Origin of the sequence: Streptomyces sp. NBC_00016, from assembly GCF_045040885.1 — a bacterium.
In the GTDB taxonomy this organism is placed as follows: domain Bacteria; phylum Actinomycetota; class Actinomycetes; order Streptomycetales; family Streptomycetaceae; genus Streptomyces; species Streptomyces coriariae.
Genome location: NZ_CP108304.1, coordinates 6,709,297 through 6,724,054, shown reverse-complemented (window position 1 = coordinate 6,724,054; position 14,758 = coordinate 6,709,297). Strand labels below are relative to the sequence as shown.

The window sequence follows — 14,758 nt, the reverse complement described above, 5'->3', positions numbered from 1 at the left end:
CCCGCCTGCGCCGACCCGACAGCCCGCACTGCGCCGGGCCGACCGCCCCGCCTCGTCCGGCCGCCTGCCGGGTTCGCGTTCAGCCCGCGAACGCCGGTTGTGGCAGTCCCTTCCCGGCACTCGGTATCACCAGCAACGAGCCGGCGACCGGGTGCGGTGACTCCAGGCCCACCCGGGCGGTGGTGATGTACAGGTCGGTCAGGTCGGCCCCGCCGAACGCGCAGGCCGTGACCCTCGGGGTCGGGAGGGTGAGCACCCGGTCCAGATCGCCCGCCGGGGTGTAGCGGCGTACCGCTCCCCCGTCCCACAGCGCCACCCACACGCAGCCGTCGGCGTCGACCGTGAGGCCGTCGGGGAAGCCGGCGCCGTCCTCGATCTCGACGAGGGTGCGGCGGTCGCCGATCCGCCCGTCCGCCGAGTACGCGAAGACGTCGACCCGGCGCGTCGGCGAGTCGATGTAGTACATCAGCGTTCCGTCCGGGCTCCAGCCGGTGCCGTTGCTGACCGTCACGTCGTCGAGGACCGGCTCGGGCGGGCCGTCGCCGGTGACCCGGGACAGGGTGCCGCCGCCCGGGGCCTCGTCGTAGCGCATGGTGCCGGACCAGAGGGAGCCGTCGGGCGCGACGGCGGCGTCGTTGGCACGGCGGCCGGGGACCGGCTCGTGGTGCAGCCAGCGAAAGCTGTCGTCCGGGTCGAGCAGGCCCACGCCGTCCCGGAGGTTGAGGACCAGGCCGCCCCCGGCGCGCGGCTTGGCCGCGCCCACGTGCTGGTCGGTCGCCCGGACCGTGCGGCGGCCGGTCGAGGGGTCGTACCCGTGCAGGCGGGAGCCGAGTATGTCCAGCCAGAGCAGCCGGCCGGTGACCGGGTCCCAGGTCGGCCCCTCGCCGAGGGTGGCCTCGGCCCGCACGGCCACCTCGTACGACGACGTCGTCATGCCACGCTCCGGTAGCCCAGCAGCTCGGACAGCTCGGCGGCGCCCTTCGCGGCGAGCTGCTCCAGTTCCACCAGGCGCTCGTCGCTCCAGCGGATCATCGGCACGGAGATGGACAGGGCGGCGACGACCTGGCCCGTGCGGTCGCGCACCGGTGCCGCCACACAGCTGACGTCCGGGTTGGACTCGCGGCTCTCCACCGCGACGCCCCGCTCCCGGATCTCCGCCAGTGCCTCACGCAGGGCCCCGGGCTCGGTGATGCTGTTCGGGGTCATCCGGATCAGGTCGGCGTCGTCGGGGATGCGCGCGCTGAGCTCCGGCTCGGAGAGCGAGGCCAGCAGCATCTTGCCGACGGACGTGCAGTGGGCCGGAAGACGACGGCCGGCGGCCGACACCATCCGGACCGCGTGCGTGGAGTCGACCTTGGCGATGTAGATGACGTCCGTGCCCTCCAGGATCGCCACGTGGACCGTCTCGTCACACGTCTCAGCGACGGTGCGCGCGACCTGCTGACCCTCGGCGGCGAGGTCGAGCTGCTCGGCGTAGCGGCTGCCGAGCTGGTACGGACGTACGCCGAGGCGGTAGCGTCCGGGCTGTCCCGGTACGGCCACGATGTACGACCGTGCCGAGAGTGTGGTCACCAATTCGTGCACGGTGGTGCGCGGAAGCTGGAGCTTGCGCACGATGTCGGGGGCGGAGAGCGAACCGTCCCCGTCGAGGAAGAGCTCGAGAATGTCGAGAGCTCGGGTCACGGCAGGTACGAGTCGTCCCACAACCGGCCCCCTCCCTTAGTTAGTCGTCTCAGTGCCTGTGTTCGAGATTTCAACAGGCGATCGGCATGACGAACACAGGCTGTCATACGGCGTTGCGCCGGGCAATGGTCGGGAAACGCACAGTGGCCCGGAGCAGGGCGCCGGGTGGGCCAGGATGGGGAGCATGCCGACCCAGAAACGCCTAACCGGCTCGTTCACGGCGCTCGATTTTCAACAGGTCCTGCTGCGCCGCATGGCCGATCACAACCCTGACCTGGTGGAGGACGCCCGCCATGCGCTGGGCATCTCCCTCGCGCAGATGCGGGAGGCCAACAAGCGTTGGCAGGCGATGCTCCACTCCCCGCACGCCCGGGGCTCGCTGGCCCGCTACCGCTCGGTCCTCGGCGAACCGGAGTCCCGGACGCCCCGCCGCGTCGGGGACCTCGACTGCGAGGCCTGGCTCTGGCCGCTGCCCCTCTGGCCCGACCTGCGCTTCGAGGTGCTCCTCGCGCCGAACGGCGGCGTCTGGAACGAGTGGCTGGTCCGCGCCCCGGGAGCCGCGCCGCCGCGCCTGACGAGCCTCGACGACCTCACCCCCTGGTCCTGCACGGTCGACGAGGCCGCGCACGCCTTCGCCCCGGCCCGCCCGCTGGAGGGCACCGCCCCCACCCGCTGGGGACTGGCCTTCACGGCCCCGGACGGCTGGGGCGTACGACGGGAGGTCGTCGCCGAGTTCACCTGGGGGCTGCTGCAACGGACGGGGGTCCGGGAGTAGCGACGGCCGGTGGTGGCGCGGGAGTGGGGGCGATCAGGGGGTGGCGGCCGCCGCCAGGATCGCCGCCACGACGGTCGGCACCGACTCCGGGTGCAGGAACAGGAACAGGTTCGGCTCGACCAGTTCCAGCTCCATCACGCGCGGCTCCCCGTCGTCGCCGTCCACGAGGTCGACCCGGGCGTAGAGCAGCTCCGGCGCGTCCGGTACGGCGGCCAGGGCGCGTTCGGCGACGGCGAGCTCGGCCGGGGTCGGGGTCCAGGGCTCCAGGCCGGGGTGGGCGACCTTGTCCGCGTCGAAGGCGGTGCCGGGGGCCAGGACGGCCCGCTTGCGGCTGGCGTGCAGCAGGCGCCCGCCGAAGAACTGAAGGGCGCGCTCCCCACCGGTGTCGATGCTCCGCATGTACGGCTGCACCATCGCCGTCAGCCCTTCGGCGTGCATCCGCGCGAGGTGCCGTACGGCCGCCTCGTGCTGGTCGGGCGTGTAGCGGGCGGCGTACCGGGCGCCGGCGCCGGAGGTGGGCTTGACGACGTACTCGTGGTCGCCCGGCAGCCCCGCGGGGGCGTCGGCGTCGCCCGGGGCGAGATAGCGGGTGGGGACCGTGGGCACGCCGGCCGCCGCGAGCTCCCCGATGTACCGCTTGTCGGTGTTCCAGCGCACGACGGAGGCCGGATTGGCCAGCCGTGTCAGCTTGCCGCACCGCTCCGCCCACGCCGTGAACTCGGCGGCACGCCAGCTGTAGTCCCAGGTCGAGCGGATGACGGCGAGGTCGTAGGAGGCCCAGTCGGCATCGGCGTCGTCCCAGCACACGACGTCCGCCTCGGCACCGGCCGCCGCCAGCGCCGCCCGCAGCCCGGGAAGGTCGCGGTCCTTGCTCGGCTCCGGCCGGGGGTCGTAGGTGACGAGGGCGACTCGGGGCACGACGGGACTCCGTTCTCGTACGCCTGCACATCCGCACGTCCGTATGGATGCACAGACGTACGGATGCATTCGTACGTCTGTGTAGTACCTCCGCAGGTTAACGGCCGTCCCCGCGACCGGGACAACCCGTTTGACCTTCCCCCTCGGGGAAGCCCCAGCATCGGTGGCGGGAACACGAAAGCGGCAGCGGCAGCGACGGGGAGACCGGCATGGGCATACGGACGCTGACGATCGGCGCCTTCGCACGGGCCTGCCGGCTGTCGCCGAAGGCACTGCGTCTGTACGACGAGCTGGACCTGCTGCGGCCCGCCCGGGTCGACCCGGACACCGGGTACCGCCACTACGCGGTGGAGCAGCTGGAGCAGGCCCGGCTCGTGGCGTGGCTGCGACGCCTCGGCATGCCGCTGGCCCGGATCCGTGAGATCCGCGCCCTCGACGACCCGGCGGCCGCCGCCCGGGAGATCCGCGCGTACTGGGCGCGGGTCGAGGCGGAGACGGCCGCGCGACGGGATCTCGCCGCGTTCCTCGTGGAGCACCTCTCGGACACCGCACGAAGGGACACCGCCATGCTCGAACTCCGTTACTGCGCCCTCTCCGACCGGGGCCTGGTCCGGCCCGCCAACCAGGACACCGCCTACGCGGGCGCCCGCCTCCTCGCCGTGGCCGACGGATTCGGGACGGGCGGCGGGCCCGCGAGCACCGCCGCCGTCGAGGCGCTGAAGTTCCTCGACACCGAGGAGGCACCGGCGGGCGGGGTGCTCAACCTGCTGGAGGACGCGGTGCGGGGCGCGAGCGACGCCGTGCGGGACGTGTCCGACGGCACCGACGAGACCGGCACCACGCTGACCGCGCTGCTGTGGACGGGATCGCGCCTGGCCCTCGTCCACATCGGGGACTCCCGCGCCTACCTGCTGCGCGACGGCGGCCTGTTCCGCATCACGCACGACCACACGGTCGTCCAGTCACTGCTCGACGAGGGCCGGCTGACCCCCGAGGAGGCCCTGAGCCACCCCCGGCCCGCCCTGCTCCTGAAGGCCCTGTCCGGCGGCAGCCCCGGCACCCCCGACCTGCGTCTGCACGACGCCCGCCCCGGCGACCGCTACCTCCTGTGCTCCGACGGCCTCTCGACCGTCGTCCCCGACGACGACATCCGCGCCCTCCTCGGCACGGCCCCGGCCCCGGACGCCGCCGTGCACGCGCTGGTGAGCGCCGCGAACGGCGCCGGCGGGCCGGACAACGTCAGTTGCGTCGTCGCGGACGTGGTGGAGGCGGCGGCCTGACAGGTGAGGGCTGGGCGCGTGGGGTATGAACGGACCTGTCGTGTCCCGCAGCCACTCAAGGAGCCCGTTCCGTGTCCTCTCTCTTCCCGGCCCTGACGGACGACCCGTCCGGGCGCCCCGCCCTGCGCTTCGGTGAGCGTTCCCTGACGTACGCGCAGCTCGCCTCGGCGGCCGGAGCCGTCGGTGCGCGGGTGCGGGAGGAGGGGAGGGTCGCCGTGTGGGCGACCCCGTCGCTGGAGACCGCCGTCGCGGTGGTGGGCGCCCTGCTCGCCGGGGTGGCCGCCGTGCCGCTGAACCCGAAGTCGGGCGACAAGGAGCTCGGGCACATCCTGGGCGACAGCGCGCCGCGGGTGGTTCTGGCGGCCCCCGGCGACGAACTGCCCGCCGCGCTGCGGGAGCTGGAGCGGATCGATGTCGAGGTGGACGGCGAGGCAGGCGAGGTCGGCGGACTCGGCGTCGGGGCGGCCGTCGGTGACGAGGATCCCGCCCTCGTCGTCTACACCTCCGGCACCACCGGGCCGCCCAAGGGCGCGGTGATCCCGCGTCGCGCGATCGCCACGACCCTGGACGCGCTCGCCGACGCCTGGCAGTGGACCGGGGAGGACGTCCTCGTGCACGGGCTGCCGCTGTTCCATGTGCACGGGCTGGTGCTGGGCATCCTCGGGCCGCTGCGGCGCGGCGGGTCGGTACGGCATCTCGGCAGGTTCGGCACGGAGGGCGTGACGCGGGAGCTGAGCACCGGGGCGAGCATGCTCTTCGGGGTGCCGACGATGTACCACCGCATCGCCGAGGCGCTGCCCGACGACCCCGCACTGGCCAAGGCGCTCGCCGGGGCGCGGCTGCTGGTGTCCGGTTCGGCCGCGCTGCCCGTGCACGACCACGAGCGGATCGCGGCCGCGACCGGGCGGCGGGTGATCGAGCGGTACGGGATGACGGAGACGCTGATGAACACCAGCGTCCGGGCGGACGGGGAGGCGCGGGCGGGGACCGTCGGGGTGCCGCTGCCCGGCGTGGAGCTGCGGCTGGTGGACGAGGACGGGTCGGCCGTCGAGGCGTACGACGGGGAGAGCGTCGGGGAGATCCAGGTACGCGGGCCGAACCTGTTCACCGCGTACCTCAACCGGCCCGACGCGACAGCCGCCGCCTTCACCTCCGACGGCTGGTTCCGCACAGGTGATGTGGCCGTGCGCGACCCCGACGGCTATGTCCGGATCGTCGGGCGCAAGGCGACCGACCTCATCAAGAGCGGCGGGTACAAGATCGGGGCCGGTGAGATCGAGAACGCGCTGCTGGAGCATCCGGGAGTGCGCGAGGCCGCCGTCACCGGGGAGCCGGACGCGGACCTCGGGGAGCGGATCGTCGCGTGGGTCGTGCCGGCGGATCCCGAAGCCCTGCCGTCCGAGGGCGAGTTGGCCGACCACGTGGCCCGTCGGCTGGCGCCGCACAAGCGGCCTCGCGTGGTGCGCTATCTCGACGCGCTGCCCCGCAACGACATGGGGAAGATCATGAAGCGGGCGCTGCCGTCATGACGACGCGGCGGGCGAGCGCGCGCGAGGTCGTCGCCCTCGTCGCCGACGACTTCACCCGGTTCCCCGACCCGCCCGGCGGGGAGCGGGCGTCCACTCCCGACGGGCCCCTCGGCTGGCCCGGCTACGACGCCTCGCGTGAGCGCGCCGCCCGGCGTACCGGTGAGTCGGAGTCCGTCGTCTGCGGCACGGGCAGCGTCGAGGGCACGCGGGCCGTGCTGATCGCCTTCGAGTTCGGCTTCCTGGGCGGATCGCTGGGCGAGCGCACCGGTGACCGGCTGGAGGCGGCGTACTCGTACGCCCGTGAACACCGGCTGCCGGTCGTGCCGTTGGTCGCCACGGGCGGCAGCCGGATGCAGGAGGGCATGCTCGCCCTCACCCAACTCCAGCGGGTGGCCCGGCAGTCGGCGCTCACCCGGGAGGCCGGGCTGCCGCAGATCGCGGTCCTGCGGGACCCGACGACCGGCGGCGGCTGGGCCACCCTGGGCGCGGGCGCCGACGTGGTGCTCGCGCTGCCGGACGCCCAGGTCGGCTTCGCGGGCTCACGGGTCCGGCCGCCGGACGCCGACCCGGCCGCCTACACGGCCGAGGCGCAGGTCGCGGCCGGAGCGGCGGACGCGGTGGTGCCCCCGGCGGAACTGCGGGAGGTACTGGGCCGATGGCTGCGTCTGCTGACCGACGCAGCACGCGCCGTGCCCGGCGCGGGTGGTTCCCCGGCCGGGCCCCCGTCGGGGTCGCTTCGCGAACCCGCGCCCGTTCCCGTCGCTCTCGGTGTCGCGGATCTGCCTCGTACCGGGTGGGAGGCGGTTCGGCGGGCTCGGGCGGTGGAACGGCCGCGCGCCCGGGCCTACCTGGACGCCTACTTCAGCCACCGGCTCGCGATCTCCGGGGACCGGTGCGGCGGGGTCGATCCGGACGGGATGCTGTGCGGCTTCGGCGTCCACCGGGGCCGTACGGTCGGCTACGCCGCCCAGACCGGGGCGGCCACCCGGCCCGCCGGGTACCGCACGGCCGCCCGGCTGATCCGCCTCGCGGACCGGCTCGGCATCCCGGTGCTGACGCTGGTGGACACCCCGGGCGCGGCCAACGACGCCGAGGCCGAACGGCAGGGGGCCGGCGCGGCGATCGCGGAGCTGTTCGGCGTGGTCGCCACCGCCCGCACGCCGATCACCACGCTGGTCATCGGCGAGGGCGGCTCCGGCGGCGCGCTGGCCCTTGCCGCGCCCGGCCGCACCTGGGCCACCCCGGACAGCTACTTCTCGGTGATCGCGCCGGAGTCGGCGGCGGCGATCCTCAAGCGGCCCCCGGCGGAGGTGGAGGCGACGGCCCATCAACTCCGGATCCGGCCGCAGGACTTGGCGGAGCTGGGGGTGATCCGGATCACGGAGGCGCGCTGAACGCAGGACAATCTCCAGTACCGTCCGTGACAATGGATGCGCGCAGAGCCGCAGGACTACATGGGTGAGGGGTTACGGGGGCACCGTGGACGGACTGGTGGAGTTCAGGACCGACGACGGTGCCGTGGTCGCCGTCGAGGCGGTCACGGAGGGGCGGCCCGGTTCCCGGCTGGTGGCCCGCGACGGGACCGTCCAGGCGGCCCGCACCTTCGAGGGCGCCCTGGAGGGCGTGCGCGCGGCCGCCGAGTCCGCGCTGCGGGTGTTCCGCGACGGGACGTTGCGGCCCGACGGGGTGGAGATCGAGTTCGGGGTGAAGCTGTCGGCGGAGACCGGCGCGATCATCGCCAAGGGCACGGCGGAGGGCCATCTCGTGGTGCGGCTGACCTGGTCGCCCTCCTCCCCCGCCGCCTCCCCCACCACATGAACAGCGCCGAATGGCACGCCCGGATCGAGAGCGCGGGCCAGGTGGCGGGCGCGGGCTTCCTCGTCACCCCGCGCCGGGTGCTGACCTGCGCCCATGTCGTACGGCAGGCCGATCCCGAGACCCTGACGGTGACGTTCACCGAACGCCCCGGCACCCCCGCCGTACCGGCCCGGGTGGTCGCCGACGGCGGCTGGGGCGGCGGCACCACCGACCTCGGCGACCTGGCCGTCCTGGAGCTGGCGCACGAGGTCCCGGTCGCGCCGGCCGCGCTGGCCCCCGTGGACGCCGCCCACGACCGGCGGCCCGACCGGCCCCGCAAGCTCGTCGTCTACGGCTTCCCGGTCGGCTTCGACGAGGGCACCCTCGCCGAATACCGCATCACCGCCACGCAGTTGCTCAACCGCGAGTGGATCCAGCTGGAGGCCTGGCAGCCCGGCGGCCAGCCGCTCGCCCCCGGCTTCAGCGGCGCCGCGGTCACCCTCGCGGACACCGGTGAGGTCGTCGGCATGGTCACCGCGGCCGCCGGTGACCGGGGTGTGCACAACGGGCGGATGATGCCCACCGAGGTCATGGCCCGCTACTGGCCCGACCTGGAGGGCCTGGTCCCCACCTCGGACCACCGCACCGCCGACCGCGCCCGGCTGCGCGAACTGGTCGAACGTGCCGTGCGCGCGGGTCTGGACGGCGATCCGGGGCGGCGCGTGCGGCTCTACGAGTCCGCCCGGGGCCCGCTGGACCCGGACGCGCCCGAGGAGGGCTTCGACTCGCTGTGGTCGGCGGCCCTGTTCGTGCTGTGCGAGGTCGACGGCGGCGACGCGGCGGCCACCGTCGCCCGCTTCACCGCGCATGTGGAGGCCCTGTTCCGGGCGCCTGTCCAGACGGCCGCCGAGACGGCCGCCGCACCCGACTGGTCGCCCATCCTCGTCGACCTCCAGCACAGCGGCGCGGGCGACGGACACGTCCGGGTCGAGGTGTCCGCGTACAGCGGGGGGCGCCGGCATCCGGTCGGCTCCGGAACCGTCCCGCAGGCCGGGCTGCGCGCCTTCGTGCAGGACCGGATCGAGGCCGCCTTCCGGTATCTGACGCCCGGCTGCGACGAGTTGCTCGCGTTCGCGCTGCCCCGCGACTGGATCGACCTGCCCGTCGACCGCTGGGCGAGCACGCCCGACGACGACACCCCGCTCGGCTGTGTGTACCCGCTCGTCGTCACCGATCAGGCGCGCCGCAGGGCGGGTGTCCGGCACCAGCTGACCCGGGTGTGGAACCGGCTCGACGCGGCGCCCGGGGCCCGGGTGCACCGGGTCGAGTGCGGCAGCCCCGAGGAACCCCGCCGGCTCCGGGTGCGGCTGCGCCAGGACGACGCCTGTCTCGCCGGCTTCGCGACCGCCCCGGCCGCGTCCCACACCCGCCCGCACTTCGACACCTCGCTCAACGCGCCCGCGCCGATGGTCATCTGGTCCCGCGAGGGCTGCGCGGGCGGTCCCGACGCGTCCTGCGCCGGCGGGGACGGCTGCGCGGGCAAGACGTTCCTGGACGAGCTCGACACCTGTGTCTCCGGTGTGTCGCCCGTCGAACTCCCGCGCCGGGTACTGGCACTGCGCGAGGAGGCCGACGCGGAGGACGGCCACTGGGCGCACGACATCCAGTTGCTGTGGGACGACCCGCGCCTCTTCGCCGACCCGCACGGCGACGCGGCCGGCCACCCCCACTCCCCCTTGACCTGAGCCGCCCCGCCCCCCGCCCCCACAACCGAGCCACGAGCCGCACCAGTCACACGAGCCCCACGAGTCACACCAGAGTTTCGGAGAACCATGCCGCACTGGTCCGTCTACACCGGGAACAGCGAGCCGCACCACGGCATCGACCGGCTGCCCGAGCCGCCGCCCTGGCGGGCGTTCGACGGCGAACCCGTCGTGCCGCCACCCCGGGACACCGACGACGAGGCGGCCGTCTCCCCGGACCGCGTCCACCGCGCCCGCTCGTACGTCGCCACCCCGGAGAGCGTCGAACTCGTCAACGCGGCCCTGGTGCTGCGCCGCCCGCTGCTGGTCACCGGTCCGCCCGGCACCGGCAAGTCCTCCCTGGCGTACGCGGTGGCGCGCGAGCTGGGGCTCGGCCCGGTGCTGCGCTGGAACATCACCAGCCGCTCCACGCTGGCCGACGGCCTCTACCAGTACGACCCGCTGTCCCGGCTGTACGCCGCCCGGCAGGCGGCGTGGCGCGAACGGGACGGGGACGCCGGGGGCGGGGTCGAGGACCATCTGCGCCTCGGCCCCCTCGGCACGGCCCTGCTGCCCTACGAACGCCCCCGCGCGCTCCTCGTCGACGAGATCGACAAGAGCGACCTGGACCTGCCCAACGACCTGCTGAACGTCCTGGAGGAGGGCCAGTACGAGATCCCCGAACTCATGCGCGCGGCCCGGCACTCCGCCGAGGAGGTCACCGCCGGGGTCCTGGCCGACGGTTCGGACGACCCGGTCGCCGTCACCCGGGGCCGGGTCCGCTGCCGTGCCTTCCCGTTCGTCGTCCTGACCAGCAACGGCGAGCGTGAGTTCCCGCCCGCGTTCCTGCGCCGCTGTGTCCGGCTGAAGCTGCGCCGCCCCGGCCGCGAGCAGCTCACCGAGATCGTCCGGGCCCACCTCGACACCCCGCCGGGCGAGGCGGAACACCTCATCGACCGTTTCCTGACCCGCGCGGCCGACGGCGAACTCGCCACCGACCAGCTGCTGAACGCGCTCTACCTCACCGGAGTGGCCGGTCTGGACGCCGACTCCCGCGACGCACTGGCGGAGCGACTGATGCCGTACCTCGGCGCCACGGCGGACGGCGATGGCTTCTGAGGAGACACCGGGGGGTGACGTGTCCGCCCTGGACCGGCTGACCGCACTGCTGACGGCCGCGGCGGACACCGCGCCCACCCCCCGCGAGCTGGCCGAACTGCTGTGGCTCGCAGGGCTGTCGAGCGACCCGGAGGAGGCATCGGGGCGGACAGAGCCGACCGGGCCGGACGCGGCGGCCGCGGCGGCCGCACGGGCCGAGCGGGATACCGACGGTACGCCCGAGGACTGGACCGGCAGCAGGCCCGACCCTGCGGACGCCGACCGTACGGCGGGGAGTACGTCGCCGACATCCACGCCCGGCGACCCCGCCGACCGTGTCTCGCTCCATCTCCCCACGCCCGCGCCCGCCGCCGATCCGGGTGACGGCTCCGGCGGCGGCAGCGCCGGGAGCCGGCCCGTCCTCGCGCCCGCGCCCGCGATGCTCCCGCATCCCCTCGCCCTCCAGCGGGCCCTGCGCCCGCTGAAGCGCACGGTGCCCTCGGCGCGGGCCCGCCTCCTCGACGAGCGGGCGACGGCCGACCGCATCGCCCGGCTGGGCGCCCACCCGGACGTCTGGCTGCCCGTGCTGCGTCCCGCGCGCGACCGCTGGCTGCGTCTCAACCTCGTCCACGACACCGGCCCGACGATGCCGGTCTGGCGGCCCCTGATCCGTGAACTGCACACCGTCCTCGCCCAGTCGGGCGTCTTCCGCACGGTCACCCCGCACCCGGCCACGCCCGACGGCGAGGCCCGGCAGGTTCCCCACCCCGCGGACGGCCGGACGGTCACCCTGATCGTGAGCGACTGCATGGGCCCGCAGTGGCGACCGGGACCGGCGGGCGAGCGCTGGTACCGGACCCTGCGGCACTGGGCGACCCGGATGCCGCTGGCCGTCGTCCAGCCGCTCCCGGAACATCTGTGGTCCACGACGGCCCTCCCGGCCGAGCCGGGTCTGCTCTTCTCCGCAACCCGGGCGGCCCCGCTCTCCGCGCTCACGTTCACCCCGTACGACCCGCAGACCGCGCCCCGGCCCGGTGCGGCCCTCCCGATCCCCGTGCTGGAGCCGGGCGCGCCCTGGCTGGCCAACTGGGCGGCGCTGGTCGCGAGTCCGGGCGGCGCGCGCACCCCGGGTGCGGTGGCCTGGCTGCCACCGGCGCCCGCCCCGCCCGGGACCACCGGGCCACAGGCCGCCGACCCGGCCTCCCTGCCCGCCCAGGACCTGGTGCTGCGCTTCCGCGCCACCGCCTCCCGGGAGGCGTTCCGGCTGGCCGGCCATCTGGCCCTGGCCGTCCCCTCGGTTCCGGTGATGCGCCTCGTCCAGCGTGCGGTGAACCGCGACCCGCGCCCCCAGCACCTGGCCGAGGTGATCCTCAGCGGCATGCTGACCACCGTCCCGGGTCCGCCCGGCTCGTACGACTTCCGCCCCGGCGTACGCGACCTGCTGCTGCGCACCCTGCCGCGCACGACACGCGGCCGCACCCGCGAACTCCTGGACCGGATCGGCGGGTTGATCGACGAACGCGCGGGCCGCACGACGGGCGAGTTCCGCGCGGAGACAGGCGGGACCGACAGCACGGCCGGTGCCTTCGCGACGGTGAGCGCGGAAACGGTACGCAGGCTGGGCGGAAGCATCGAGCCCCCCGCGCCCCAACCCGAGGCCCCGGCCGCCGCCCTGCCGACCACCCCTCTGCCCGACGAACTCCAGCCGATGCCACCACGGTTGACACCCGACGCCCCCGAGGCCGAACACACCGCGACCGAACGACCCGAGACCGAACAAGCGGCAGCCGAACGACCGGAGACCGGCACACCGGTGGCCGAACTGCCGGTGATCGACACACCGGCAGCCGAACCGGCGGCGGCCGGCACACCCAGGGCCAAGCCGCCGGTGACCGGCACAGGCACAGGCACCGGCGCGCGGCACGCTCTTCTCTTCGAGGCCGGCGCCGATCTCATCGCGCGCCCCGAAGCTCGGATCACCCTCGAATACGCGGTCCACGAAGTCCTCGCCCGTGGCGATCTCACGCCTCAGCAGTACGAGGTCCGGGTCCGCCCGAACGGGTATGTCGTGCGGATCCAGCCCGAGGCGTATCTGCTCCCGGTGCTCGCCGCCGCGCTGCGCGGACTCCCCGGGCCGCTCGCCGAGCTGGCCGAACCGCCGCGTCTGCGGGTGACGTTCCAGGACGGGGCCGAGACCCCCGCGCCCCCGCAGGGCGCTGCCCCGGTTCTCCTCACCGTCCCCCCGGCCCTCTACGCGGCCTTCGCCGACAGCTCCGCCGCCTCCGGGCCGCATCGCTTCCGGCCCCTGTTCGGCGACGCCCCGGACGCCCCGCCGCTCGCCTGGTACTGCCCGCTGCCGCCGCCGGAGGAGCGCGCGGGGGACGCGGCGGACGACCGCAACGACGTACGGGAGCCGGTGCGCGGGCCCTTCCTCACCCGTGACCTCCGCCAGCTGGGCATCCCCGCGCCGGGCCGCACCGCGATCGTGCACACCCGTCCCGACAGCCCGCTCACCCTCCTCGACCCCGTCCTGCCCTACGAGGGCCGCCCGCCGCGTCCGGCGACGTACTACGAGGTCGACCTGACGCCGCAGCACGCCGTCGACCGGATCTCCCTGCCGAGCTCCGGGAAGGGCGCCTTCATCGCCGCCGTCGAGCTGACCTGGCGGGTCGACGACCCGGTGGCGTTCGTGCGGGCGGAGACCACGGGCGTGCGCGAGCGGCTGCTGGCGCATCTGCTGGCGGCGGGCTCGCGCATCACCCGCCACCACTCCGTCCGCCGGGCGGCCGGCGCGCAGCGGGCGGTCAACTCCCAGCTCGGCAGGTGGCCGGTACCGGGTCTGGCGGTGACCTGCGCGGTCACGCTCGCGCCGGACTACGCCCCGCCCCCCGAGGTGCGCCGGCCGGCCGGCCGTGCCGGGCGCCCGCTCCAGGACCTGCTCGCCGACGCCGAGACCGTGCTGTTCGGCTTCGACGGCCCGCTGGCCCGGCTGTTCACGGCGACGACCGCGCGGGCGGCCGCGCTCGACCTGCTCGGGATCGTCGCCGAGCACCGCGACCCCGAGGACGCCCTGGCGGGCCGCCCGCCGGGCGACCCGGGCGCCGCGGGCCGGGAGCTGTTCGTGCATCCGCTGGACGTACTGCGGGCCTTCGCCCAGGACCGGCTGGGCCCGCTGCTGCGGGACCGTCTCGACCGGCTGGAGCTGAGCGCCGTTCCGGACGCGCCCAGGACGCACCACTCCGTGGTCCTCGTCCGCACCCTGCACGACACCGGGCGCCGGGTCGGGGTGGCCACGGACGTCTGCGAGGCGGCCGTCCACCGCTGTCTGGAGTCCTACCGGCTTCCGCTGTCGGCCGGCGTCCACGGCCGCGACGACGACCTCGGCCTGCTCACGCCGAACCCGGACCGGCTGCTGCGCGCCCTGCGGCCGCTCGACGCGCCCGCCTCGACCGGCGTCCTGATCGGCTCCACGCCCGCCGAGCTCGCCGCCGCCCGGGCGGCGGGTCTGCGCTTCCTCGGCCTCGCGCGCAATCCCACCGTCGAGCAGGCGCTGCTCGGGGCGGGCTGTGACGCGGTGGTCCCCTCCCTCACCCCGGTGCTGGAAGCGGCCCGCGCGCTGTAGGCAGCCGCGCGCTGCAGGTCAGGCCGAACCGTGCGGCCCGGCCCGGTCCGGTCCGGTCCGGCCGGGACCGGAGCCGGTGAAGCAGACGTACGACCCGCAGGGGATCCCGGACCCCATCCCGGGGCAGGGCATCATCGGCTGATCCGGCCGCGCGCCTCCCCGACCTGACTGTATTTCATACTTACTTTGGACAGGTGAGACAAAACCCCCATCCGGGCGCGCCTCGCCCGGCCCACCAGAAGAGGCGGCCCCCTCCCCGCCCCCGCACTATGCGAAGGAGGCCGACCGCCCGGCGGCCCACGCACGAGAGGCCC

Annotated in this window: 11 protein-coding genes; 8 read left to right on the top strand and 3 right to left on the bottom strand. The window is 75.0% G+C overall.

Annotated features, from left to right (window positions below):
• Nucleotides 1-79: 79 nt before the first annotated feature.
• Both OG933_RS29720 and OG933_RS29715 read right to left on the bottom strand, forming a co-directional pair.
• Complete coding sequence (locus OG933_RS29720; protein WP_405629759.1) at nucleotides 80-934, bottom strand: SMP-30/gluconolactonase/LRE family protein; 855 nt, start codon at nucleotides 932-934, stop codon at nucleotides 80-82.
• Nucleotides 931-1,704: an IclR family transcriptional regulator gene (locus tag OG933_RS29715; RefSeq protein ID WP_028806358.1), complete on the bottom strand. Its 774-nt coding sequence runs from the start codon at nucleotides 1,702-1,704 to the stop codon at nucleotides 931-933. Before OG933_RS29715 ends, OG933_RS29720 begins: the two co-directional genes overlap by 4 nt.
• A 163-nt stretch (nucleotides 1,705-1,867) precedes the next feature.
• On the opposite strand from OG933_RS29715, the gene OG933_RS29710 reads away from it, so the two are divergent.
• Complete coding sequence (locus tag OG933_RS29710) at nucleotides 1,868-2,458, top strand: hypothetical protein (protein ID WP_362529528.1); 591 nt, start codon at nucleotides 1,868-1,870, stop codon at nucleotides 2,456-2,458.
• A gap of 33 nt (nucleotides 2,459-2,491) precedes the next feature.
• On the opposite strand, the gene OG933_RS29705 is transcribed toward OG933_RS29710, so the two are convergent.
• The gene (locus tag OG933_RS29705) at nucleotides 2,492-3,376 is read right to left on the bottom strand and encodes a hypothetical protein (RefSeq protein WP_362529525.1); all 885 of its coding nucleotides are present in this window, start codon (nucleotides 3,374-3,376) and stop codon (nucleotides 2,492-2,494) included.
• Between the two features lie 215 nt (nucleotides 3,377-3,591).
• On the opposite strand from OG933_RS29705, the gene OG933_RS29700 reads away from it, so the two are divergent.
• The 7 genes from OG933_RS29700 (at nucleotide 3,592) to OG933_RS29670 (ending at nucleotide 14,444) form a co-directional block, all read left to right on the top strand.
• Nucleotides 3,592-4,656, top strand: a complete 1,065-nt coding sequence (locus OG933_RS29700) for a MerR family transcriptional regulator (RefSeq protein ID WP_405633559.1) — start codon at nucleotides 3,592-3,594, stop codon at nucleotides 4,654-4,656.
• A gap of 71 nt (nucleotides 4,657-4,727) precedes the next feature.
• Nucleotides 4,728-6,185, top strand: a complete 1,458-nt coding sequence (locus OG933_RS29695; protein ID WP_405629755.1) for an acyl-CoA synthetase — start codon at nucleotides 4,728-4,730, stop codon at nucleotides 6,183-6,185.
• Nucleotides 6,182-7,579: a carboxyl transferase domain-containing protein gene (locus OG933_RS29690; protein WP_405629754.1), complete on the top strand. Its 1,398-nt coding sequence runs from the start codon at nucleotides 6,182-6,184 to the stop codon at nucleotides 7,577-7,579. Before OG933_RS29695 ends, OG933_RS29690 begins: the two co-directional genes overlap by 4 nt.
• 85 nt (nucleotides 7,580-7,664) lie before the next feature.
• Nucleotides 7,665-8,003, top strand: coding sequence for a CU044_2847 family protein (locus OG933_RS29685; protein WP_020126986.1), 339 nt, complete (start codon nucleotides 7,665-7,667; stop codon nucleotides 8,001-8,003).
• Nucleotides 8,000-9,727, top strand: coding sequence for a trypsin-like peptidase domain-containing protein (locus tag OG933_RS29680; protein WP_405629752.1), 1,728 nt, complete (start codon nucleotides 8,000-8,002; stop codon nucleotides 9,725-9,727). The genes OG933_RS29685 and OG933_RS29680 overlap by 4 nt, the downstream gene beginning before the upstream one ends.
• Before the next feature lie 87 nt (nucleotides 9,728-9,814).
• Nucleotides 9,815-10,843 carry an AAA family ATPase gene (locus OG933_RS29675; RefSeq protein ID WP_405629749.1) on the top strand — a complete coding sequence of 343 codons (1,029 nt, stop codon included), beginning with the start codon at nucleotides 9,815-9,817 and terminating at the stop codon, nucleotides 10,841-10,843.
• Nucleotides 10,833-14,444 carry an SAV_2336 N-terminal domain-related protein gene (locus tag OG933_RS29670; protein ID WP_405629747.1) on the top strand — a complete coding sequence of 1,204 codons (3,612 nt, stop codon included), beginning with the start codon at nucleotides 10,833-10,835 and terminating at the stop codon, nucleotides 14,442-14,444. The genes OG933_RS29675 and OG933_RS29670 overlap by 11 nt, the downstream gene beginning before the upstream one ends.
• The last annotated feature ends 314 nt before the right edge of the window (nucleotides 14,445-14,758 follow it).